12 protein-coding genes are annotated in these 21,750 nt (G+C 68.4%); 4 read left to right on the top strand and 8 right to left on the bottom strand.

Translation table 11 applies throughout. The annotated features are described in order from the left end of the window. Position 1: 1 nt before the first annotated feature. A complete protein-coding gene (gltX, locus tag JF542_RS15425; protein WP_207076484.1) occupies positions 2-1,339 on the bottom strand; it encodes a glutamate--tRNA ligase in 1,338 nt (445 codons plus the stop codon). A gap of 100 nt (positions 1,340-1,439) precedes the next feature. Between gltX and JF542_RS15420 the strand changes: the two genes are divergently transcribed. After that, on the top strand, positions 1,440-2,387 hold the full coding sequence (locus JF542_RS15420) for a 1-phosphofructokinase family hexose kinase (protein WP_207076483.1): 948 nt from the start codon (positions 1,440-1,442) through the stop codon (positions 2,385-2,387). 40 nt (positions 2,388-2,427) lie between these two features. Here JF542_RS15420 and JF542_RS15415 read toward each other — a convergent pair whose 3' ends face one another. Next, positions 2,428-3,426, bottom strand: a complete 999-nt coding sequence (locus JF542_RS15415) for a DUF6976 family protein (RefSeq protein ID WP_207076482.1) — start codon at positions 3,424-3,426, stop codon at positions 2,428-2,430. An 11-nt stretch (positions 3,427-3,437) separates the two neighbouring features. Beyond that, entirely contained in the window at positions 3,438-3,647 is a 210-nt protein-coding gene (locus JF542_RS15410; protein WP_040545208.1) for a hypothetical protein, read from the bottom strand. 123 nt (positions 3,648-3,770) lie between these two features. Here JF542_RS15410 and JF542_RS15405 point away from each other — a divergent pair, with 123 nt between their 5' ends. The 3 genes from JF542_RS15405 to JF542_RS15395 all read left to right on the top strand — a co-directional run bounded on the left by JF542_RS15405 (position 3,771) and on the right by JF542_RS15395 (position 7,174). After that, positions 3,771-4,697 (top strand): MBL fold metallo-hydrolase, encoded by a 927-nt coding sequence (locus JF542_RS15405; RefSeq protein ID WP_207076481.1) that lies wholly within the window; start codon positions 3,771-3,773, stop codon positions 4,695-4,697. A 363-nt stretch (positions 4,698-5,060) separates the two neighbouring features. Continuing rightward, on the top strand, positions 5,061-5,819 hold the full coding sequence (locus tag JF542_RS15400; RefSeq protein ID WP_144266898.1) for an MHYT domain-containing protein: 759 nt from the start codon (positions 5,061-5,063) through the stop codon (positions 5,817-5,819). Between the two features lie 212 nt (positions 5,820-6,031). Then, positions 6,032-7,174, top strand: coding sequence for a CpsD/CapB family tyrosine-protein kinase (locus tag JF542_RS15395; RefSeq protein WP_207076480.1), 1,143 nt, complete (start codon positions 6,032-6,034; stop codon positions 7,172-7,174). Between the two features lie 89 nt (positions 7,175-7,263). Here the strand turns inward: JF542_RS15395 and JF542_RS15390 are convergent, their stop codons facing one another. From JF542_RS15390 to JF542_RS15370, 5 genes are all read right to left on the bottom strand, one after another. Continuing rightward, positions 7,264-8,589 carry a GumC family protein gene (locus JF542_RS15390; protein WP_207076479.1) on the bottom strand — a complete coding sequence of 442 codons (1,326 nt, stop codon included), beginning with the start codon at positions 8,587-8,589 and terminating at the stop codon, positions 7,264-7,266. A gap of 220 nt (positions 8,590-8,809) precedes the next feature. Then, on the bottom strand, positions 8,810-9,466 hold the full coding sequence (locus JF542_RS15385; protein WP_207076478.1) for a 4'-phosphopantetheinyl transferase family protein: 657 nt from the start codon (positions 9,464-9,466) through the stop codon (positions 8,810-8,812). Between the two features lie 4 nt (positions 9,467-9,470). Further along, positions 9,471-14,171, bottom strand: a complete 4,701-nt coding sequence (locus JF542_RS15380) for a MupA/Atu3671 family FMN-dependent luciferase-like monooxygenase (protein ID WP_207076477.1) — start codon at positions 14,169-14,171, stop codon at positions 9,471-9,473. A gap of 5 nt (positions 14,172-14,176) precedes the next feature. Further along, positions 14,177-15,199: a glycosyltransferase family 2 protein gene (locus JF542_RS15375; protein WP_207076476.1), complete on the bottom strand. Its 1,023-nt coding sequence runs from the start codon at positions 15,197-15,199 to the stop codon at positions 14,177-14,179. Between the two features lie 4 nt (positions 15,200-15,203). Further along, positions 15,204-21,674: a type I polyketide synthase gene (locus tag JF542_RS15370; protein ID WP_207076475.1), complete on the bottom strand. Its 6,471-nt coding sequence runs from the start codon at positions 21,672-21,674 to the stop codon at positions 15,204-15,206. Positions 21,675-21,750: the final 76 nt, after the last annotated feature.

Below are 21,750 nucleotides of genomic sequence, written 5' to 3'. Positions count from 1 at the left end.
CTCAGCCCTTGGCGAGCTTGCGCGCCGGGATGGTCTGCAAGAGCGGCAGCACGTCAGCCATCTCGGGCCCGCGCTCGCGCCCCGTCAGCGCCTTGCGGAGCGGCATGAACAGGCCCTTGCCCTTGCGTCCGGTCTGCTCTTTCACCGCCTTGGTCCAGTCGCCCCAGCTGTCCTGGGTGAGCGGCCCCTCGGGCAGGATCGCCATCGCCTCGGCGATGAAGTCGCGGTCCTCGTCGGCGATCACCGGCTCGGCGCCGTCGCGAAACAGCTCCCACCAGCCCGCGAGATCCTTGCGGGTCTCGATGTTCTCGCGCGTGACGCTCCAGAACAGCTCGGCCTTGTCCGAAGGCACGCCCAGGGCCGCGATCTCGTCGGCCACCGCGGACAGCGGCAATCCGTGCAGCTTGCGCGCGGTCAGCGGGTAAAGATCGTTGACGTCGAACTTGGTCGGCGCAGAGCCGAACTGCGACAGCTCGAAGCCCTCAGCGATCTCTTCCAGCGACAGGCGCAGTTCCACCGGCTGGCTCGAGCCGAGCCGCGCCATCAGCGACAGCAGCGCCTCCGGCTCGATGCCGCTTTCGCGCAGGTCGCGGATCGACAGCACGCCGAGACGCTTCGACAGCGACTCACCCTGCGGGCCGGTCAGAAGCGAGTGGTGGGCAAAGCTCGGGACGGTGCCGCCCAGCGCGTTGATGATCTGGATCTGGGTCGCGGTGTTGGTCACGTGGTCCGAGCCGCGCACAACGTGGGTGACACCCATTTCGGTGTCGTCGACCACCGAGGCCAGCGTGTAGAGAATCTGGCCATCGCCGCGGATCAGCACCGGGTCGGAAACCGAGGCCGCGTCGATCGAGATGTCGCCGAGGATGCCATCGGTCCACTCGATGCGCTCCTGGTCGAGCTTGAAGCGCCACACGCCATCGCCGCGCTCGGCTCGCAGCGCGGCCTTCTCGTCGTCGGAAAGCGCAAGCGCTGCACGGTCATAGACCGGCGGCTTGCCCATGTTGAGCTGCTTCTTGCGCTTCAGGTCAAGCTCGGTCGGGGTCTCCCATGCCTCGTAGAAGCGGCCGATCTCGCGCAGCTGGTCGGCGGCGGCGTGATAGCGGTCGAGCCGCTTGCTCTGCCGTTCGATCCGGTCCCATGTCAGGCCCAGCCACTCGAGGTCGCGCTTGATGCCGTCGACATACTCTTCCTTGCTGCGCTCGGGATCGGTGTCGTCGATGCGCAGAATGAAGGTGCCGCCGGCCTTGCGGGCGATCAGGTAGTTGAACAGTGCCGTGCGAAGGTTGCCCACATGGATGTGGCCGGTGGGCGAAGGGGCAAAACGGGTGACGGTCATGGGAGGCTCCTGCTTACGCGGACGGCACTTCCCACAAGCGCGCTCATTTGTCCAGTTCGAGGCTCTTGGCGAACCGGTGGTTGAGTGACATGGTTCCGCCATGAACGATATTCTGACCGTCACGCTGAACCCCGCGCTTGACCTGACGACGACCGCGGACCGCGTCGTCGCGGGGCCGAAGCTGCGCTGCGATCCCTTCACCGTGGATCCCGGTGGCGGTGGCATCAACGTCGCGCGCGTCGTGGCGGCCCTTGGCGGCCAGGCCCGCGCCTTCGTGGCGCTCGCCGGCCCCACCGGCATGCGGCTCGAGGCGGCGATGGCCGATCAGGGCATCCCGCTGGTAAGGATGGAGGCCCCGGGCGACACCCGGGAAAGCATGGCCGTGCACGATCGCGAAACCGGCCAGCAATACCGCTTTGTCATGCCCGGCCCGCTCTGGTCCGAGGAGCAGGTGACCGAGGCGCTCGAGGCGATTGCCGCATCGGTGCCCGAGGGCGGCATCGTGGTGCTGAGCGGCAGCCAGCCACCCGGCGTCTCGGCCGCCTTCGCGACGCAGCTCTGCGCCGAGTTGGAGCCGCGCAAGGCGCTGCTGATCGTCGACACCTCGGGCCCGGCGCTGGAATATCTCGCCAAGGGCACCAACCCGGCCCCCGCGGTGCTGCGCATGGACACCGAGGAGGCCGAGGGTCTTGCAGGGCGGCCACTTGTGACGCGGCTCGAGTCGGCGCAATTCGCCGCCGAACTGGTGGCGCGCGGCGCCGCCGAGCGGGTCATCGTGGCGCGCGGCGCGGATGGCTCGGTGATGGCCGGGCCGGACGGGCTGGTGCAGGTGAGCGCCGCCAATGTCTCGGTCGTGTCGGCCGTCGGCGCGGGCGACAGCTTTGTCGGCGCCTTCGCCTATGGCCTCGCCGCCGGGATGAGCGGCCCGGACTCGCTGGCGCTTGGCGCGGCAGCCGCGAGCGCGACCGTCACCACGCCGGCGACAGCGCTCTGCACCCACGAGATGGTCATGGGCTACCTGCCGCAATGCGGCGCCAGCCTGATCTAGGAATGAGGCCCCGGCACGACGCGCGCCGGAGACCTTGCGTTCATGCCACCGCAGCGGCCTCTGCCGCCTGAATGTTCAGCCGGACCATGGTCTGGTTCAGCAGCATGTAGGCGATCTCGCCGAAGGTGGCGGGGCCCGTGAAGCTGCCGGTGGTCTTCGACTCGAGCTCTCCGTAGAGGTAGTTGAGGATGCAGTTGCACGACAGCTCGCGGCTGCCCTCGCCCTGCGCCCGAGCGACGAATTCGGAGGCATAGTCCCCCGGCAGCTGCGCGACGCGATAGCTCACGCCCTCGATCACCGGCGCATAGAAGCTGACCGGCTTGCCCGGCTCGACCGACTGGAACGAGACGTTGATCATCGCGCCGGCGAAATTCGCCACCAGCGGGCAGCGCGTATCCACGCCCTTCTCTGCAAGGTAGCTTGCGAAGTCGACCTCTTCGCCATTGACCAGCGCGGTCTGCGCCGTGAACCCAGTGCCTGCAAAACTGATCTCGTCGGCGGTCTGATCGGGCTCGAAGAGGTTCAGGATGTCGATATCCGCGACCCGATCGGCGCGCAGTTTCACGTGCAGCACCATCGCGCCCTCGTCGAAGGCCATGCCGCGCGCCCCGTCGAACACCTTGGGCTTGGCGGACTCGAGATCGTCGAGATGCACGCCGGTGACCCAGCCCATCAGCGGCTGGTCGAACACACCCGAGTAGCTGCTGCCGTGAATGGCGAACTCTTCATGAGCGTTGCTGAAGGCCGGGATCAGGATCACCGACAGGCCGTTGTCGAAGCGGTTCATCGTCAGGCTCGGGAGATCCTCGCCGGCATAGAGCACCGGGCGCGCGTCTTCGGCGGCCTCGATCTCGGTCACGAAGAGGTTATCGCGATCCACCCGGCCGCCGGTATCGGTCATGAAATAGACCGAGGTGCCACCGATCCAGCACCCCTTGGGCAGCTGCGACAGCGCCGCCTCCGATCCGGCGACAACCAGCACCTTGCCGGCATCGATCAGGGCGGCGGCCTCGGCCACGCTCATCATTGCATTCTTCATGGCCAGTCCTTTCAGAAGAGGGCGATGTCCTTCGCCGCAAAGGTATTTTTCTCGAAATAGTCGCGCAGCTCGGCGATCTTGGGGCCGAGCGCTCCGGGGCGTGCCTTGACCTCGCGCCGGAGCCGCGTGACCAGCAGCTTGGTGGCGAGCACGGCGCCGGACAGGTCGCTCTCGGAGGTGAGAACGCGGCGCCAGCAGGGGTTGGTCGTGTCGGGAATCATCGGCATCTCCGTCTTGGGGTGCCGCTCCCTATCCCGTGGCGCGTTAACAAGCTGCAAAGCCGGATCTGGCAAGCCGCCCCGCGCGATCTACCTTCCGCACACCAACAGGAGGGAGTCACCTACATGACGGAACAGACGACATTCAGCCGCCGCACCGCCCTCGCCGGTGCCGTTGCCATGCCCTTCGTCGCGGCCGGTGCCGCGCCGCTGCGGGCGCAGGCCGCCAAGCAAGGCGCGATGGTGCCAAAGGTGAACCGCATCATGCTCGGCGACTTCGAGGTCACCGCGCTGATGGCCGGCACCGCCACGCGCGAGGATCCGCATTCGATCTTCGGCCTGAACGCCTCGGACGAGGAATTCGCCGAGGCCGCCGAGGCCGCGAACATTCCCACCGACAAGGCGCAGTTCTTCTTCACGCCCACGCTGGTCAACACCGGCAACGAGCTGATTCTGTTCGACACCGGCCTCAATCCCGACGGTATTGTCGCCGCGGTCGAGGCGGCGGGCTACGCGCCCGGCGATGTCAGCCACGTGGTGATCACCCACATGCATGGCGATCACGTCGGCGGCCTGACGGGCGGCGACGGCCCGACCTTCGCCAATGCCCAGCACGTCACCGGGCAGGCCGAGTACGATCACTGGTCCGGCGTCGCCAACGACACCTTCACCAACAAGGTGGAGCCTCTGGCCGAGCAGTTCAGCTTTATCGGCAACGGCGAGAGCGTCGCCTCGGGCATCACCTCGGTGATGACCCCGGGCCATACGCCGGGCCACATGAGCTACATGCTCGAGAGCGGCGGCAAGCAGCTGATGCTGATCGCCGATCTGGCCAATCACTACGTGTTCTCGCTGGCCCATCCCGACTGGGAGGTGAGCTTCGACACCGACAAGGAAGCCGCCGCGCAGACCCGCCGCAAGACGCTCGACATGCTGGCCGCCGACAAGATCCCGTTCATCGGCTACCATATGCCGTTCCCGGCCCTGGGCTATGCCGAGACCCGTGACGACGGCTTCCAATACGTGCCGCACAGCTACCAGCTGATGCTCTGAACCTCCCGCCGCGCCCGATTCGCCGGGCGCGGCGACGACATGCCTATCTGTCGCGGCGGTTTTCTGAGTCTCATGCCGACAGCCTCGCGCCGCCCGCTCACTGGCGCCTCAGCCAGCAACGCGCTGCCAAGTCTCGACCGCTTTCGCCGCGCGATTTTCGCAGCAACGCACTGTTTGCACACGATCAATTATCCAGTCTCGGCAGCAGCTTGCACCCACCCGGAACGCGGCGCCGTCATCTCAATGTGAGACGGACTAACAGCCTGACATTAAAGCATCATTCCTCGGCCACTTTTGCGCCGCATCGATAGGTTGATCTCAAACTCAACTTAGACTGAGAATCGACCATCGGAGCAATCCACCGTGCTAGGTACACTACTGCAGGGCATCCTCGAGACCCAAAGCAACTTCATCGCCGCCGCGGCCGGCGTTTGCGTGATCACCGCGGGGATGCTCGTGCTCCTGATGCGCAACAGCGACTACGCCACCCTCAACCAGCGCTGCGTCGTGGCGGTCTGGGTGGCGCTGGTCGCCGGGGTCGGCGTCTGGACCACGCATTTCGTCGCCATGATCGGCTACCGTCCCGATGCGGCGCTGACCTACGACATGTCGCTGACGGCGATCTCGATCCTTGTCGGCGTCGTTCTGGTCGGCCTCCCGGTTGCGGCAAGCCTGTTCGTGGAGAGCGAGCACAAGCGCGTCGGGCTTGGCGTGGTGGCTGGGCTTGGCGTCGCCGCCATGCACCTGACCGGTATGTCGGCGCTGGAGAACTGCCTCGCGATCTACAACCCGATGACCCTGCTGATCGGCATCGCCGCCGGCATCGCGGGATTCGTGCTCGCCATGCTGCAGGAGGGCGACGACATGCGCAGCCAGCTTCGCAAGGGGCTCGGCATGGTCGCCGGCGTCTGCGCGCTTCACTTCATCGCCATGGGCAGCGTCTCGATCGACCTTCTCGAGGGCATCGCCTACGGGATCGGCGGCAAGTTCATGTCCACCCTCGTCGCCAGCGTCTCGCTGGGCGTGTTCGCGGTCACGGTGATCGGAACGATGGGCTATCGCCGGTCGCTTGCGATGCGCCGCGCCGGGTACTGGGGCGAATCGGAGTTCGACCGCCTCTGAGCGGGCACCTCCTGTCTTGGGGACGGCAGTGCCACGGGGCCGTCCTCATTCTGGTCAAATTCTTCTGGTTTACTCTGAGTCAGGGTTAACGCGCGCCGAATCCCTGGTCGGGACGACTGTGGACTGGCGCGCCGGCAAACGGGCTGGTTTATGCAGGTATACAAGGTTCTGGTAGTCTATGGGTCGCCGCGTGATCTGCGAGGTGCGGAGGCATGACCATGGTTGAAAGACGCAAGTTCCGTCGCAGGAACCGCAATCCCATCGATGACGGCCCCGAAGAGCCGCCGATCGAGCCCCTTGAATCCCGCGACCGGCGCCTCGAGCGCCGCCGTGCCGAGGACAAGGCCGCCCTGGCCGAGGAGACGGCGCACGCAGCCGAAGAGGCCGCCCGGCGCAGCGCCGAGGAAGAGGCCCGCCAGCGTGCCGCCGAAGAGGCGCGCCTGCAGGAACAGCGCGAGGCCGAGGCCCGCGAAGAGGCGCGGCGCCAGACCACCGCCAAGCGCGAGGAGATCCGCAAGCGTCTGCGCGTGCATGACGGCGACAAAGTCACCGCGCCGGCGACCGCATCAGCCCCGGTCGAGGCCGAGACCGCGCCAGCACAGGCGCCCCGCAGCCCGGCCCGCAAGCCGACGCCGCTTTGGCATCGGCTGCAGGAATTCACCGTCAATCCTCGCCATCTCGAGCGTCACCGCATCATCACCGCCGAGCGTCAGGACCCGGCCCACGCCGCCTTCGACGTGCTGCGCACGCGGCTGCTGCAGGCGCTGGCCGAACGCGGGTGGACGCGCGTGGCGATCACGTCGCCAACGAAGGATTGCGGCAAGACCTTTACCGCGGCCAACCTCGCCATCAGCCTCTCGCGACAGCAGAACTGCCGCACCATGCTCATCGATTGCGATCTGCGCCGCCCGTCGCTGCATAAGGTTCTGGGGGTGAAGAACCCCGGCTCCATGGGCGATGTCCTGCGCGGCCTCGTGCCGCCGGAAGATCACCTGATCCGTATGGGCGAAAACGAGATCCACGCCGGCCGCAACATCGCCTTCGGCTTCAACGGCACCGTCGAGCCCTACGCCTCGGAGCTGCTGCAATCGCCGCAGAGCCGTACCGCGCTGCGCCACATCGAGGACGAGTTCGCGCCTGACGTGATGCTCTTCGACCTGCCGCCGGCGCTCTACTACGATGACGTCATGGCCTTCCGCGGCCAGTTCGACGGGGTGATCCTCGTGATCGGCGGCGGGATCACCACCGAGAAAGAGATCCGCGAGACCCAGCGCCGGCTCGGCGACGACGTGCCCCTGCTCGGCACCGTGCTCAACAAGGCCGAAGGCAGCAAGATCCGGCAGTATACCTACTGAAAACCTGCTGATCGTCTGGCGGGAGCTGCGCGCGGCAGCTTTGTCTCAGCGTCGCTTCGGGGCCGGCGCCGGCCCGGCCCCTGCGACGCTCAGGACCGGGCCATGCGTGGCAGAAACCTGTCCAGAAGCCCCTGCCACGGCAGGATGTCGGTGAACAACCGGTAGAGCCCCAGCATCAGCGCCGCCAAGAGCCCCACCGCGGTGACCGACCGCAGCTGCCGGCTGCGGCGGTCGCGCCGCGCCTCGACCACCGGGATCGACACCACCGGCTGCAGGCCGAGGACGCGCTCCATCTGCGCCGCACTGCGGATCGCCGGGTTCAGCAGCTCCGCCACGAACGCGATCACGACACCGGCAAGGACGCTGGCCACGACCCCGGCCAGGACGATCTTCTTGCGTCCGCTGGAGGCCGAGAACTCGGGCACAAGCGCGGTTTCAAGCACTTCGAAGCGGTCCGTCTGCTGGCGATCCTCGAGCATCTGGCCCATCTCGGCATCCGCCTTGCGGCGGGTGATGACGCTGTACTGATCCTTCAGCCGTTCGAGATCGCGTTCGAGCGCAGAGAGCTCGCGCTCGACCTCGGGGGCCTGCAGCAGAGTTTCGTTGATGTCGCTGATGCGCTGTTCGATCAGGCTCTGCTGCTCGCGCATCAGGCCAAGCTGGCGCGACAGCACTTCCTCGCGCTGACGGGTGGAATTGCCTTCCATCTCGACGATGTCGCGCGCCAAAGCCAGCTGACTGTCCTCGAGCGTGGTGAGCTGGCTGCGCAGCGCGCCGGTGCCGCTCGGCAGGGCCTCGGCATTTTCGCGCTTGAAGATGGCGATCTTCGCTTCCATCGCCTCGATCTCGGTCTCGACACGGGCCTCCTCGCTTTCGAAGAAGGCCAGCGTGTCGCGGGCGCTGCTGAGGCTGCGGTCGCGCGATTGGTTGATGACCTGGTACATCATCTCGTTGGCGACATCCGCCGCCTTCTGCGGGTCGGGCAGGACCACGCTGATGCGCAGGCCCGAGGGCATCTCCTGCTGCGCGGCAAAGCTGTTGGAGTTGGTCCGGATCTCCTGGATCGAGACCGCCTCGCGCATCCGGAACAGGCGCTGGCCCACGGACATACCGGTATCACCGTCAAACAGACCGTGCTCTTCCATGAGGGCGAGAAGATTGTCGCGCGACATGAGGCGCTGTTCGATCAGGCGCACCCGACGCGACCCATCCTGGTTCTGGGCAGACGCCCCGGCGAGCGAGTCGGGCATCTGGCCCTCCTCGATCTGCACCACGGCGGTGGCTTCGTAGACCTTGATTTGGTTCAGGGCGAGCCAGACGGAGGCGGCACTACCAAGTACGGTCACTAGTAAAATCAGCAGGGCACGGCGTTTCAGTGCGGACAGCACCTCACCGATCGACTGGAACTGGTTCATCTCGTTACTCCGGCAACGTCTGGCCCCCACCCTACGTTCGGAAAAAGCGCCTGCTCCGACCGACCCAACTGGGGCCAAAACGCGTCGGGGTCACGCCGCTTTCGAGACACAAACTAACAAATTTGCCCAAATTTAGCCACGTTCAAACGACGGCGAATGGGAAACAATTCGTGTCCGATTTGCGAAACACGGCCTTATTCTCGCCTCATTGTCGGGGGTTTTAGCCTATTTTCGCGCTTAGGCAGAGTGAAATGACGTGGTTCGCGACCAGAAGCTGCCACATTGGCAGCGCAGCTCCGCGCCCGAGCCCGACATTTTTCGCCATATTCATGCGCCCAATTTGCAGATTCGCCTGCATCGCGTCGAAGCCGAACAGCGCCCTCGTCACCGGGTACTGCGCCTTGTAGGCGGCCTCCTTGGCACTGAAGATCCGGGTCGCGGCCAGCGTCCGTGGCAACGGCGCCAGCGCCGCCAACTCGTCGGGCGCTGCGATCTCGGGAACAAGCTCGGCCGCCATCGGGCGGTCGGGTTCGAGATCGATGCCAATCATCGCCCAGTCGGCGCTTCGCCCGACCACCGCAAGGCAGACCGGGCCCGCATGGCTGATGCTGCCGAGAACGCCCTCGGGCCAGTGCGGGGCGCGGTCGGGCCGGGCGGGAATGGCGCAGGGCGGCAGGCCGAGCTGCGACATGGCTGCGCGCGCAGCCCTGCGGCCACCGGCGAATTCGGCGATACGCGCGGGGATCGCCTTCGAGACGGCGACGCGCTCCTCGGCGAAGAGCGCATCGGGATCACCGGTCGCCTCGTGCACGGCCCAGCCCAGCCCTTCGGGAAAGCGGACCGTGCGAAGCGCCTGTCTCAGCGTGGCGGCATCCATGGCCTCAGGCGCTGCGCCGCGCCCGCATCGCCCGACGGCGCGCCATGGCGTCGGACCGCGCCTTCGCCCGGTCATTGGCGACGGGGGCCGGCGCTTCGGGCGCAGGGGCGGCCGGGGCGGCGGCGAGTTCCGGCTGCGGCTGCGGCGCGGGAGCGCGCTTCGGGGCGACGGTCGGTGCGGCCCCGGGATCAACAAGCCCCGCGACCCGCGCGGTCAGATCGGCAAGCACAGGGAAGCGGAAGATGTCGGTGATCGACAGCCCCTTCGCCCCAAGCTCGTCGCGGATCGCGCGATGCGCCTGGACCGCCAGAAGCGAATGGCCTCCAAGGTCGAAGAAACTGTCGCGCCCCGAAATCTCGGCCACGCCCAGCACCGTCGACCAGATCTCGGCGATGCGCGCCTCGACCTGCGCACTGCCCTGCCCTGCCCCGCGCGCCACGAGCGGCGCCGCGGCGGGGGGCGCTTCCGGGGCGGGGCTGGCTGCGGCTTTCGGGGCAAGCGCCCTGGTCATCGGCTTGGGCAGCGCCTTGCGGTCGACCTTCTTGTTGGGCGTCAGCGGGAAACTCTCGAGCCGCATCAGGTGCGAGGGCACCATGAAGCCCGGAAGATCCCCGCCCATCGCCGCCTTCATCGCCGCCTCGTCGAGCGGCGTCTCGGCGCTGTAATAGCCCACCAGACGAATGTCGCCCGGCTGATCCTCACGCGCGACAACCACAGCCTGAGTCACCCCCGGCTGCGCCTCCATCACCGCCTCGATCTCGCCAAGCTCGATGCGGAAGCCGCGGATCTTCACCTGATGATCGACGCGCCCGATGAAGTCGATGCGCCCATCCATGCGGCGGCGCACCAGATCGCCGGTGCGGTACATCCGTCCGCCGTGGAACGGGTTCGGAAGGAAGCGCTCGGCGGTCAGATCCTCGCGGCCCCAATAGCCGCGCGTCACGCCCTCGCCGCCGATCCAAAGCTCGCCCGGCTGCCCCACGCCCACCGGGCGCATGTCGTCATCGAGCACGTAGAGCTGCTGGTTGGCCAGGGGCATACCGATATTGACCACCCCGTCGACGAGCCCGGCCGCCTCGGTCGAGGACCAGATCGTGGTCTCGGTCGGGCCGTACATGTTGGTGACGCTGGCCTCGGTGATCTTGCCGAACTCCTGCACCAGCGCGCCGGGCAGCGGCTCGCCGCCGAGGAACAGGTGCTGCACCTTCGAAAGCGCGTAGCGCGCCTCGTCGTTCATCGCGATCATCCGCGCCATCGAGGGCGTGCATTGCAGATGCGTCACCTCGTGGCGCAGGATCTGCGCCGCGATGGAGAAATCGCCCGCATCGAGCTCGGGCGCCACGTTGGCCCCCTGCACCACCTGCGCCAGCGGCCGCAGCCCCTCGAGCACGCGCTCGCGCTCGATGCCGTAATCGATCAGGCAGGCAATCTCGCCCACGCCGATGCGCTTCAACTCCTCGGTGCGCGCCAGCGCATCCTCGACGGTGCCAAAGAGACCGCTGTCGTTGAAGTAGCGCTCGAAGGCAAAATCGAGGATCGCGTCGAGTTCCTCGGGGGTGAGTATCTCGAGATCCAGCTCGAACGGGTTGTTGAGCCCCTGAGGCCGTTTGAAGGCCGGGAAGGCCCAGGCATACTGCTTGATGAGCCCGGCGGCCGAGCGCAGGTACGCCTTCATCGGCTCGCGAGCGACCTCGCGCGCCTCCTCTCGGGTGGCGGCGACGAAGCTGTGCAGCATCAGCGTGACGGTGAAGTCCTTCGGGTCATGCCCCGCCTCGCGCAGCGCGCCGTGATAGAGCCGGATCTTGTCGGCCACCTCGTCGATCGACTGGCCAAGCAGATGGGTGAGCACGTTGCAGCCCAGCCGCCCCGCCTCTTTCCAGGTCTCGGGGTTGCCGGCGGTGGTGACCCAGACCGGCAGCTCGGCCGAGACCGGGCGCGGCTGCGTCACGACCTCGTGCAGCGAGCCGTCCTTGCGCGGGAAGGCGACGGGTTCACCGCGCCAGAGGCGGCGCACCTGCTCGATGTTCTCGAGCATGGCGGGCTTGTTCTCGGGCGGGGTGTTTTCGGGACGCAGCACGAAATCGTCCGGCTGCCAGCCCGAGGCGATGGCCAGCCCGGCGCGCCCGTTGGTGAGGTTGTCGATCACCGCCCATTCCTCGGCGATGCGCGCCGGATGGTGCAACGGTGCCACCACCGAGCCCGCGCGCACGGCGATGTTCTGCGTCACCGCGGCGACGGCGGCGCCGGTCACCGAGGGGTTGGGATAGGGCCCGCCGAAGGCGTGGAAGTGCCGCTCCGGGGTCCAGACCGCGCAGAACCCGTTCTGATCGGCGAACTTGGCGCCCTCGAGCAGTAGCCTGTACTTGTCGCGGCCTGCGCCGTCATCGTTGCCCCAGTAATAGATCGAGAACTGCATGGAGCGGTCCGACAGCGGCATCGGCCCGTTCGAGATCAGCCCCCGGTCCTCGTCGGACGTCAGCACCACCTTGAAGCCGCGCGCGGTGGTGTAGAACAGCTCGAGCACCGAGATGTCGAAGCTGAGCGAGGTCACAGCGAGCCAGGTGCCCGCCGGCTCGTGCGGCACGTTGGCATCCATGCCGAGGTAGAAATTCAGCACGTTGCGGTGCTCGATCATCACGCCCTTCGGCGTGCCGGTCGAGCCGCTGGTGTAGATCAGGTAGGCGAGATCCTCCGGCCCGCTGGCCGGGGCGGGGTTTTGCGTCGGCGCCTGCGGCAGGCGCGGATCGGCGTCGATCACCAGCAGGTCAGCGCTGTGCTCAGGCAGATCGCCCTTCAGCGCCGATTGCGTCACGATCACCGGCGCGCCGCTGTCGGCGATGTAGTGCCGCAGACGGTCCGCCGGGTAGGAGGGATCGAGCGGCAGATAGGCGCCCCCCGCCTTCAGAATGCCAAGCGCGCCGACCATCAGGTCGACCGACCGGCGGGTGTAGAGCCCGACCACAGCCCCGGCGCCCACGCCCATGCCGCGCAGCACATGCGCCACCTGGTTGGCGCGGGCGTTGAGCTGGGCATAGGTCAGGCTCTGATCCTCGAAGACCAGCGCCACCGCGTCAGGGGTCTTGGCGACCTGCGCCTCGAACGCCGCCTGCATGGTCAGGCTGCGATCATGCGCCTCTTCGGTAGCGTTCCACAGGTTCAGCACCATGTCGCGCTCGGCCTCGGGCAGCACCGGCAGGCTGGCAAGGTCGGACTGGCCCTGCGCCTCGCGCGCCATCAGTTCGAACCGCGCGGCAAGAAGCTCGGCCTGGGCCTGCGGCAGACGCCCGGTATCGGTATGCAGCGTCGCGCCCCCGGCGGTCAGCTCGATGGTGATCGCGGTGCCCTCGATATGGCCCGCGCCAAGGGTCAGACCAATATGCGGCACCTGCGGCGCACCGGAGAGCTGCGGCTCGCGGGCCGGCAGGTCGGTGGCAAAGCCCTTGCGCTTCCGAACCTCGGCAAGTTCCTCTTCAAGGCGCTGCGCCAGCGCATCCACACTGTCCGAAGCCTTCACCCGCAGCGGTGCCCACGGCGCGATGACCCCGGTCGAGGCCAGCGCGGCGAGCGCGTCGTCGGCATAGGCGAGATCGCAGAGCTCGTGCCCATCGAGCCGCGCCGCGAAGGCGCTGGCGATGACCTGCGCCGGCACCGCGTTGCCCAATACCAGAGGTCGCGAGACCACCTCGCCGCCCGTCTTGCCGAGCCCCTGAAGCTCCGCCGGAGACAGCTCGGCCAGACGGTTGCGCCAATAGCCCTCATGCGGCGCGACCTGCGCCACTGCCTCGGCGATGGCGGCGCGTTCGTCGCCGGGCACGAGGTCGAGCGCCTCGCCCGGCTTGCCGACCTGCGCCACCAGTGCCAGCGCGCCGCAGGGATGGCTGAAATGCGCCATCCGCAGCGCGCCGCTGCCGCAGGCCACCGTCAGGTGATCGTCGGTCGCCTCGAGCACGGCGCCGGGCGCGCCGCTGCCCTCGACCGCGCGGGCCTCTCCGACGAGCCAGAACGCGCCATGCGCTCGAAACTTCGGGGCCGAAAGCGGATTGGCATAGCCGCCGTGATCGAGCGCCCGCACCAGCCGCGCCAGTTCGGTCGCGGGGCGGGTAAAGTCGAGCACCCCGTGCGCAGAGGGGCGGTCGGCCAGCGCATGGTAGCTGCGCAGAGACAGGTCCTGCGGAAAGCGGCGCAGCCCGTGCTCGAGCTGCTCCATCAGGTCGCCGAAGCTGTCGATGGCGGCCTCGTAGGCCTTGGTGTTCAGCGTCAGCGCGGTATCGGTGGGCGCGATGTCGAAGCCGCGCGACACGAGGATGTCGCCCTCGTCGACGCCGCCCTCGATCATGTGCCAGGTCACGCCGTGACGGCTCTCGCCCTCGATGAGCGCCCAGACCGGCGCGTTGAGCCCGGCATGGCGCGGCAGCGGGCCATCGTGGAAGTTGATCGCACCTTTGCCGGGCAGGGCCAGCACCGCCGTGGGGATGATGTCGAGATTGGCGATGGAGAGCAACCAGTCGAACTCCAGACCGCCGAGCCGCTCGGCCAGCCCCTTGCCGGGCGCGACGACCGTCAGCCCCCGGCCCGTCGCCCAGTCGGCGATATCCGGATTGCGGGTCACGACCGCCCGGATCGGATGCCCCGCTGCCAGAAGCTTCTCGCTGCATTGAACGAGGAGGGATTCGTTGCCGATCACCACGCTGGAAAACTGCGCCATACTGCCTACTCCGACTGCGCCCCAAGCACCGCCCCCGGCGCCGGGCCGGGTTTGGTTTCACGTGTGACCGGCAAAGGCCGGGTCATCGCCCTGAGGTCATGAAACACGAGATCGCGCAGGAAGTGGTCCGGGTCGGCCTGAGCCTTGCGCTGCAGCACCCGCCGCAGCCGCCAGAGCAGACCGCCCGCCAGATGCGCGAGCGTTGCCACGGCCGCATAGGCGCGCCCGTGGTTCTTGGTGAAATAGTGCCAGCGGCTGTCGAGCCAGAAGCCCGGCACCCGCGCCCATGTCCTCATCCCCGTCGAGACCGACCCGATATGGGTCACCTCGCTGTCGCGGACATAGTGGGTCTCGTATCCCGCCCGCGCGGCGCGCAGGCAGAGGTCGGTTTCCTCGAAATAGAGGAAGAAGGTCTCGTCGAAGAGGCCGATCTCGTCCAGGACGCTCTGCCGCATCATAAGCGAGGCCCCGGCCAGCCAGTCGACCCGCTGGGTCTGCGCCGGCATCTCGAGCGGCACGCGCCGCAGATGCAGCAGGCGCGAGATCGGGCCGAACCGCGCCGCGCCTTCGAGCTCCGAGGCGATCGACGGAAAGCGGAAGGCGGTGATGTGCGGATCACCCGCCTCGCCGTGGATATAGCTGCCGGCAAATCCAGCCTCTGGATGTGTCTCGAGATGGTCGAGCAGCGCCCGCAGGCTGCCCGGATCCGGGAAGGCATCGGAGTTCAGCGCATAGACGTAATCCGGCGCGCTGCCGTCGGACCAGCCGGCCCGAATGCCCACGTTGTTTCCGGCGCCGAAGCCGCCATTATGGCCCGACTGGATCAGCCGGATCGGGGCGCCCTGCGCCCAATCCTCCGAGCCAAGCGCCGCCTGCATCGTCTCGAACGAGGCGTCACCGCTGTCATTGTCGACGATCACCAGCTCGGCGTTGAGCCCCGCCATCTCCCGCAGCGCCGCCTGCACCGAGCGCAGGGTCATCTCCGGCGTCCGGTAATTCAGCGAGACGATCAGCAGCTTCGGACCCATGCGCCTACTCCGCCGCCCGGTGGCCGGAGCGGCCGGGGAAGTCGACCACCTCCGAGCCGCCGCGCAGCTCCGCCTCGGCGCTCGTGATGGCCTCGCGCATCAGCGCCGCCAGCACCCGCACATTGGGCTCGAGCACCATGCTGTCGTGATCACCCGGCACCTCGTGCACCTCCACATGCGGCACGTACTGGCTCCAGTCGTTGTCCGGCATCACGTAGGCGCGCTCGGAGTTCACCATGCGCCCCTGCGAGACCTGCCACTTGCCCACCAGCGGCGGGCGGTAGAGCACCAGCCGGCCCTGCCAGGGCGTGACCTCATAGCGAGCCACGGCTTCGAGGAAGGCGGCCTCGATCTCGGCGTTGTGGAAGCTGTGCTGCTCGGCGGTGTCTTCCTTGGCCTGCCGCTTGGCGATCTCCCAGCGGATGCGGTTGCGCGCCCAGATCAGCGGGTAGAACAGCCCCTTGGCCTTCAGCTCCTGCATCTGGATCAGCATCCGGTCCTTCGGCTCGAGCGGGCGTCGGGTGGGCAGCGGCGTGTCGAGCAGGACGCAGAGCGACACCTCCTCGCCCGCAGCCTCGAGCTGGCGGGCGATCTCGAAGGCGGTGATGCCGCCGCCGGAGAAGCCGCCGACCATGTACGGCCCCTCGGGCTGCACCTGCCGCATCTCGGCGATGTAGTCGCGGGCCATCTCCTTGATGCTGCCATGCGGATCCTCGCCACCATAGAGCCCACGCGCCTGCAGGCCATAGAACGGCCGGTCGGCGCCCAGAAGATTGGCGAGGTGGCGCAGGTTCAGCACGTTGCCGAACATGCCGGCCACGAGGAAGAACGGCGTGCGCGGCCCGCCCTCGCCGTCATGCATCGGCACGAGATGGGTGAAACGTCGCTCGGGCGCTTTCGGCGCAGGCTCGGCGCCGTCCTCGCAGGCGGTGATCCCCGCCTCCTCGGCGATCATGGCGGCGCATTTGCGGATCGTCGGCGCCTCGAACAGCACCGAGATCGGGAACTCGACGCGGTAGGTCTTCTTGACCATCGAGAACAGCCGCACCGCGATGAGGCTGTGCCCTCCGAGGTCGAAGAAGCTGTCCTCGACGCCGACATTCTGTACCCCGAGCAGCTCCTCCCAGAAGCCCGCCAGCGTGCGCTCCATATCGGTCTCGGGCGCGACGTAATCGCCGTCGAGCTGCGGCCGGTCGAATTTCTGCACCTCGCCGGCCTCGGCGGTGGACGCGGCGGTCTGGCGGGTAAGCTGGTCGAGATCCATCGACGAGATCACCACCTGCGGCAGCCCCAGCACCAGCGCGCGGGCGAAGGCGCTCACGCCCTCGTCGGGCAGGATGCCCTGGCTGAGGTTGTGGGCCAGCCGCTCCTCCGCGGGCGAGAGCGGCTGCGCCGTGCCCTGCGCGCCCTCGATCTCGAGCTCGGCGGCGGTAAGCCGCGGCGCGGCGTGCAGGATATCGGGCTGGGCGAGCTTGTGGATGGTGAAGCCCGAGATCTCGACCAGCACGGTGCCGTCCGGGGCCGAAAGCGTGATGTCGAAGCTCGCGGTCTCGGCATCGGCGCGGTTCTCGGCGGCGTTGCGGACCCAGCTGACGATGCGGTCGGTCAGCGGCGCATGCACGCGCACCCGGGCATAGCTCACCGGCACCCAGAGATGGGTCGGCTGATAACCTTCGATCAGCTCCATCGCCCAGCCGGTGGCGATGTCCATCAGCGCCGGATGCAGCAGGCAGCCATCGGCCTGCGCGGCCTCGGCCAGCGACAGCTCGGCGATGCCTTCGCCGCAGCCCAGCGCGCGGCGGTCGAGCACGCGCCAGCGTGGGCCGAAGGCGAGCTGCACCTCCTGCGCGGTGGCGAGCTTGCCACCGTCGGCGGCCACCACCGGCTTGCCACAGCGGGCGCGGATCGCCGCAAGGTCGAGCGGCTCGGGGCGGCGCATCGGCAGGAGCGCCAGCGTTCCTTGCGCGGTCAGCGCGTGACCGCGCTTGCCAGCCAGCGTGGCATCCGCCAGCACCTCGAACCCGTAGCCTTCGTCACGGCGCGAAAGCCGCAGGCGCAGATCGCGCGCGCCGCCCTCGGCCACCCGCAGCGGGCGCAGGAAGGTCAGGTCGCGGATCTCGAACGCGCCGGTTTCGTGCTGCGCCCGCAGCGCCTCGGCGGCAAGCGCGAGATAGCCGGTGCCCGGCAGCAGCGCGTCCCCGGCGCGGGTCCGGTGCTCGTCGATGAACCAGTCGTCGGCGGAATAGCGCGCGGTGAACAGGCGGTTGCCCTGCGCGTCGAAGCTCTTGTCGTCGAGCATCGCAACGCCCGCCGGCTCGACCGGCGCGGGCGGCACCTCGCCACGGCGCGCGGCGACGGCCTCTGCGGCCATGCCGACCTCGCTCCAGATGCCCCAGTTGATCGCGAGGACCTTGGTGCGACCGCCCGCACGGGCCTGCGCGAAGGCGTTGAGATAGACGTTGGCGGCGACATAGTCGACCTGACCCGCCGGCGCGGTCACGGTGGAGGAGGATGAGAACAGCACCATCCATTCGATGCTGCCATCGGGGAACACCTCGCCCAGCACCTGCGTGCCGTGGATCTTGGGCGTGAACACGTCCTCGACGCTGGCGGGCGACTTGGCGAGCAGCGGCGCGTCGTCGATAACGCCAGCGCCGTGGACCACGCCGGTGATCGGGCCGAAGCGGGCCTCGGCCTCGTCGCGGACCTGCCGCATCTGGCCCGGGTTGCAGACATCGGCGGCGGCGATCATCACCTGCGCCCCGGCCTCTTCCAGCGCCTGCACGGCCCGGATGCGCCGCGCCAGCCCGTCCTGCGGCGCGTGGCGGGCAAGGTAGTCGGGCCATGCGTCGCGCTCGGGCAGCGCCCGGCGCGCGATGAGCACGAGGTTGGCGCCGCGCGTGGCGAAGTCCTGTGCCAGCGTCAGGCCGATGCCGCCGAAGCCGCCAGTGAGCAGGTAAGTGCCGCCGTCGCGGGCAACGGGGGTGGGCTCGGGCAGATCGACCGGTTTCATGGCGCATTCAAAGCGCTTGGCACCACGCAGGGCGGCAATGGCATTGGCGGGCTCGGCGAGCAGCTCTTCGAGGACTTGCAGGCCCAGCGCCTCAAGCGCCTGCTCGTGCCGCGCTACGGCCTTGCGTTGCGCGAAGAGCCCGGCCTCGGGCTGCGGCGGCAGGGCGAGGTCGAGGGTCGAGACCGTCACGCCCGGAAGCTCGCGCGGGATCACCCGGGCGGGGCCGGCGATGGTGCTCTTGGCGGGATAGGGCAGCGCCTCGTCGCGCACCCGGGCGGCACCGCTCGTGACCACGGTCAGGTGCAGCGGGCGGGGGAGGTTTTCCTCGGCGAGCGCCTGCGCAAGGAAGAGCAGCGCGTAGAAGCCCTGCTCCTGAAGGCGGTGAAAGAAGCTCGAGCCCGGACGATGGCTCTCACCCTCGGTGACGAGCCAGAAATGCGCAATCCGGGTCGGCACGTGGCCGCGCAGGGCGAGGTCCTGCAACAGCAGGTCATATCCCTCGCGGCCCCGCTCGGGCGGCAGGAGGTAGGCGGTGTCCGAGACGCGGGTGAAGCTGTCGCCGGGGCGGATCTCGATCACCGTGTGACCGGCGGCGCGGAGCTTTGCCACCGCGCGGGCGGCGAGCCCGGCCTCATCCATGAAGACCAGCCAGCTCTGCGGCTCGGCATCCGCAAGCCCGGCTTCGACATCGACCTCGACAGCCGCCGCGCGGGGTCGCCAGACCGGCTTCCAGCCCCAGCTCGCGACATCGTCGTTGCGCATCAGGAACTGCGGCGCGGTGTCGGACTGCGCCTTTCCCGGCGCGATGAAATAGGGCGCGCGCTGGAAGGCGTAGGAGGGCAGCACCACGCGGTTGCGCCGCGCCGCGCCCCAGACCTGCGCCCAGTCGAACGCGGCACCCAGCGCCCAGAACCGGCCCAGCACCTCGAACATGTGCTTGTCGTCGGCGATGGCATCGTCGCGGTGGCGCAGCGACGACAGCACCGCCTGCCCCTGCACCTCGGGGTGCTGGCGGGCCAGCGCCGAGAGCGCCTTGCCCGGCCCCACCTCGAGATAGATGCGCTCGGGCCGGGCCAGCGTGCCGATGCAATCGGCGAAATGCACGGTGCCGCGCAGATGCTCGACCCAGTAGTCGGGCGAGGTCGCCTGTTCGTCGGTCATCAGCGCGCCGCTGCGGTTCGAGGTCAGCGGGATCTGCGGCGCGAAGAGGTCGATGGAGCGCAGGTAGGCGCCGAAATCCGCAAGGATCGGCTCGAGCATGTGGCTGTGCGCGGCGATGTCGATGGGAATGCGCTGGCAGTCTATGTCCTCGGCGCGCAGCCGCGCCTCGAGCGCGTCGAGCGCCGCCTGCGGGCCGGAGGCGACGGTCAGTTCCGGGGCGTTGACCGCGCCGAGGTCGAGGCCCTCGCCCAGCATCGGCTGCAGCGCCTCGGCGGAGAGGTTGACCGACAGCATCCCGCCCGCCGGCACGGTGTCGAACAGCCGCCCGCGCAGGTGCACAAGGCCGATGCAATCCTCGAAGCTCATCACGCCGGCAAGGCAGGCGGCGGTGTTCTCGCCCATCGAGTGGCCGGCCAGCGCCACCGGCTGGATGCCCCAGCTCATCCAGAGCTGCGCCAGCGCGTACTCGGTGATCATGATCAGCGGCAGTTGCAGCGACGGCTTGGTCAGCGCCTCGTCGGCGCGCTGCCGGTCGGCCTCGGCGGGCAGCCACAGCGACCGGATGTCGGCGTCGGTGATCTCGGCCAGCGCGTCGAGGCCGCGATCCATCCATTCGGCGAAGACCGGCTCGGTCTCGTAGAGATCGCGGGCCATGCCGGAATATTGCGCCCCGCCGCCGGGGAACATGAACACGGTCTCGGGCCGGTCGAGGGCGCTGTGAGAATGCACCCGGCGCGGCGCCTCCTCCTCGAGCAGGCGCGCGGCCTCCTCGTGGCTCTCGGCCACCACGATGCGGCGCTTGTCGAAGGCGCGGCGGCCCTGCTGCAGCGTCCATGCGACGTCGGCGAGCGGCTGCTCGGGGTGGGCGCGCAGATGCGCCGCGAGGCGCTTTGCGCCCTCGTCGAGCGCCGCCTTGGAGCGGGCCGACAGCGTCAGGATCTGGAACGGCCAGTCGCTTTCGTCGGATGCGGCCCGGGCGGGCGCTTCCTCGAGCACCGCGTGGGCGTTGGTGCCGCCCACGCCCAGCGAGTTGACCCCGGCGCGGCGCGGATGGCCGGTCTGCGGCCACGGCGTCAGCGTATCGTTGACCACGAAGGGCGAGCTGTCGAAATCGATCGCCGGGTTCGGGGCCTCGAAGCCCAGCGAGGGCGGCATCTCGCCCTCGTGCAGCGCCAGCGAGGCCTTGATCAGGCTCGCCACCCCGGCGGCGGTGTCGAGATGGCCGATATTGGTCTTCACCGAGCCGATGCGGCAATGCCCCACCGCGTCCGAGCTTTCGCGGAAGGCCTGCGTCATGGCGGCCACTTCGATGGGGTCGCCCAGATAGGTGCCGGTGCCGTGGCACTCGACGTAATCCACCGTGTCCGAGGTGATGCCCGCCATGGCCTGCGCCTCGGCCACCGCCTGCGCCTGTCCGTCGACGGAAGGTGCAAGGTAGCCGGCCTTCTGCGCGCCGTCATTGTTGACCGCGCTGCCCTTGATCACGGCCCAGATGTGGTCGCCGTCGGCGATGGCGTCGGACAGCCGGCGCAGCACCACCACGCCCGCGCCCGAGCCGAAGACCGTGCCCTGCGCGCGGTGGTCGAAGGCGTGGCAGGCGCCGTCGGGCGAGAGGATCTCGTTCTCCTTGTAGAGATAGCCGCGGTTCTGCGGCAGCTCGATGGTCACCCCTCCGGCCAGCGCAATGTCGCATTCGCCGTTGAGCAGCGCCTGCGCGGCGTAATGCGTGGCGACGAGCGAGGTGGAGCACGCGGTCTGGAGGTTGATCGACGGCCCGTGCAGGTCGAGCACGTGGCTCAGACGGGTGGTCATGAAATCCTTGTCGTTGCCAGTATGGCGCAACAGGAACATGCCGGTATTCTCGACGAGGTCCGGGTTCGAGCAGACGTTGAAATAGAAATACGAGCCCATGCCGCAGCCGGCGAAGACGCCGACCTGTCCGTCGAAGCTGTCGGGCACGTGGCCGGCATTCTCGAGCGCCTCCCAGGCGGTCTCGAGAAACTGGCGGTGCTGCGGGTCCATGATCGCCGCTTCCTTCGGGGAGAACCCGAAGAACTCGGCGTCGAACATCTCGAAATCATCGAGCGGCGCGGCGAAGGGAACATAATCCTTGTGCCGCATCAGGCCCGGATCCTCTCCGGCGGCGCGCAGCTCGTCCTCGGTCAGGCGGCGGATCGACGAGCGTCCGGCGCGCAGGTTGTCCCAGTAGGCGAGGATGCTGTCGGCCCCGGGCAGGTGTGCCGCCATGCCGACGATGGCAATGTCATTCTCGCTGCCTGGCAGCGGCAATGCTGTGCTCATGAACCAGTACCTCGTAACCCGCGACGTGCCGCCGTCGTAAACGAAGAGTTAGAAGAAAATGGGGCAGCCCGTTGTC

The organism is Salipiger bermudensis (assembly GCF_017309175.1).
Lineage (GTDB): Bacteria > Pseudomonadota > Alphaproteobacteria > Rhodobacterales > Rhodobacteraceae > Salipiger > Salipiger bermudensis.
Note: the sequence above shows the minus strand (reverse complement) of the source record. Positions and strands in the feature narration are given on the sequence as shown.

Coding starts and splice junctions, on each gene's coding strand:
- JF542_RS15415 (WP_207076482.1), bottom strand. CDS start 3,426: ATGAAGAATGCAATGATGAGCGTGGCCGAGGCCGCCGCCCTGATCGAT.
- JF542_RS15420 (WP_207076483.1), top strand. CDS start 1,440: ATGAACGATATTCTGACCGTCACGCTGAACCCCGCGCTTGACCTGACG.
- JF542_RS15380 (WP_207076477.1), bottom strand. CDS start 14,171: ATGGCGCAGTTTTCCAGCGTGGTGATCGGCAACGAATCCCTCCTCGTT.
- JF542_RS15410 (WP_040545208.1), bottom strand. CDS start 3,647: ATGATTCCCGACACGACCAACCCCTGCTGGCGCCGCGTTCTCACCTCC.
- JF542_RS15405 (WP_207076481.1), top strand. CDS start 3,771: ATGACGGAACAGACGACATTCAGCCGCCGCACCGCCCTCGCCGGTGCC.
- JF542_RS15385 (WP_207076478.1), bottom strand. CDS start 9,466: ATGGATGCCGCCACGCTGAGACAGGCGCTTCGCACGGTCCGCTTTCCC.
- JF542_RS15370 (WP_207076475.1), bottom strand. CDS start 21,674: ATGAGCACAGCATTGCCGCTGCCAGGCAGCGAGAATGACATTGCCATC.
- JF542_RS15390 (WP_207076479.1), bottom strand. CDS start 8,589: ATGAACCAGTTCCAGTCGATCGGTGAGGTGCTGTCCGCACTGAAACGC.
- gltX (WP_207076484.1), bottom strand. CDS start 1,339: ATGACCGTCACCCGTTTTGCCCCTTCGCCCACCGGCCACATCCATGTG.
- JF542_RS15375 (WP_207076476.1), bottom strand. CDS start 15,199: ATGGGTCCGAAGCTGCTGATCGTCTCGCTGAATTACCGGACGCCGGAG.
- JF542_RS15395 (WP_207076480.1), top strand. CDS start 6,032: ATGACCATGGTTGAAAGACGCAAGTTCCGTCGCAGGAACCGCAATCCC.